We start from the raw sequence: 1176 nt of genomic DNA on the forward strand, positions 1-1176 counted from the left end.
TTAAGCTCTTCAGCGCCGATGGTAGTTGGGGCTTTGCCCCTGCAAGAGTAGGACGCCGCCAGGCGACTTTTTTCCAAATGATAACTTGTATGTCGGAGGATTAGCTCAGCTGGGAGAGCACCTGCCTTACAAGCAGGGGGTCGCAGGTTCGAGCCCTGCATCCTCCACCATTATTCTTTTTGGACAATCCGTCCGCACCATTCTTTTTGCTGGTGTAAAACGAGTTTTATGATATCAAGCCGGCCTAGCTCAATTGGTAGAGCAACTGACTTGTAATCAGTAGGTTGGGGGTTCAAGTCCTCTGGCCGGCACCATTTCATTTTGAGCCATTAGCTCAGTTGGTAGAGCATCTGACTTTTAATCAGAGGGTCACAGGTTCGAATCCTGTATGGCTCATCACTTGCGGGTGTGGCGGAATTGGCAGACGCGCTAGACTTAGGATCTAGTATCTTCGGATGTGGGGGTTCAAGTCCCTTCACCCGCACCATTCATCAAATTGCGGAAGTAGTTCAGTGGTAGAACACCACCTTGCCAAGGTGGGGGTCGCGGGTTCGAATCCCGTCTTCCGCTTTACTGTCATGCCGGGGTGGCGGAATTGGCAGACGCACAGGACTTAAAATCCTGCGGTGGGTTACCACCGTGCCGGTTCGAGTCCGGCCCTCGGCACTAAGCGGTGCACTGCGCCCGTAGCTCAATTGGATAGAGCGTTTGACTACGGATCAAAAGGTTAGGGGTTCGACTCCTCTCGGGCGCGCCACTATTTGCGGGAAGTAGCTCAGCTTGGTAGAGCACATGGTTTGGGACCATGGGGTCGCAGGTTCGAATCCTGTCTTCCCGACCATTTAAATTTACATTTTGGGGCCTTAGCTCAGCTGGGAGAGCGCCTGCTTTGCACGCAGGAGGTCAGCGGTTCGATCCCGCTAGGCTCCACCATAAAATATTTTCGTTCTTTGAAAACTGAACAAAACGACCAGTATGTCAAGCAAATTCGATGCAAGCCATCGGATTGAAAACGAAAAAACAACCCTGTTTTTTCAATAAAGCAAGCAGCTAAGAAACAACACTTTTTTGGAGAGTTTGATCTTGGCTCAGGACGAACGCTGGCGGCGTGCCTAATACATGCAAGTCGAGCGCGGGAAGCAGGATGATCCTCATCTGAGGTGATTCCTGTGGAAC

9 tRNA genes and 1 rRNA gene are annotated in these 1176 nt (G+C 51.4%); all 10 read left to right on the plus strand.

Annotated features, from left to right (window positions below):
- Window positions 1–94: 94 nt before the first annotated feature.
- Window positions 95–170 (plus strand) — tRNA-Val (locus tag ACFSMW_RS11195).
- 68 nt (window positions 171–238) lie between these two features.
- A tRNA-Thr gene (locus ACFSMW_RS11200) sits at window positions 239–314 on the plus strand.
- Window positions 315–323: 9 nt separating this feature from the next.
- A tRNA-Lys gene (locus ACFSMW_RS11205) sits at window positions 324–396 on the plus strand.
- Between the two features lie 6 nt (window positions 397–402).
- Window positions 403–487 (plus strand) — tRNA-Leu (locus tag ACFSMW_RS11210).
- 11 nt (window positions 488–498) lie between these two features.
- Window positions 499–570, plus strand: a tRNA-Gly gene (locus tag ACFSMW_RS11215).
- Between the two features lie 10 nt (window positions 571–580).
- Window positions 581–666: transfer RNA gene (locus ACFSMW_RS11220), tRNA-Leu, on the plus strand.
- A gap of 14 nt (window positions 667–680) precedes the next feature.
- Window positions 681–757: transfer RNA gene (locus ACFSMW_RS11225), tRNA-Arg, on the plus strand.
- 7 nt (window positions 758–764) lie between these two features.
- Window positions 765–841: transfer RNA gene (locus ACFSMW_RS11230), tRNA-Pro, on the plus strand.
- Window positions 842–857: 16 nt separating this feature from the next.
- A tRNA-Ala gene (locus ACFSMW_RS11235) sits at window positions 858–933 on the plus strand.
- A 132-nt stretch (window positions 934–1065) separates the two neighbouring features.
- Window positions 1066–1176 (plus strand): 16S ribosomal RNA (locus ACFSMW_RS11240); the annotation flags it as partial.

The sequence above is a fragment of the Tigheibacillus halophilus genome (assembly GCF_042683165.1).
Taxonomy (GTDB): domain Bacteria; phylum Bacillota; class Bacilli; order Bacillales; family Amphibacillaceae; genus Tigheibacillus; species Tigheibacillus halophilus.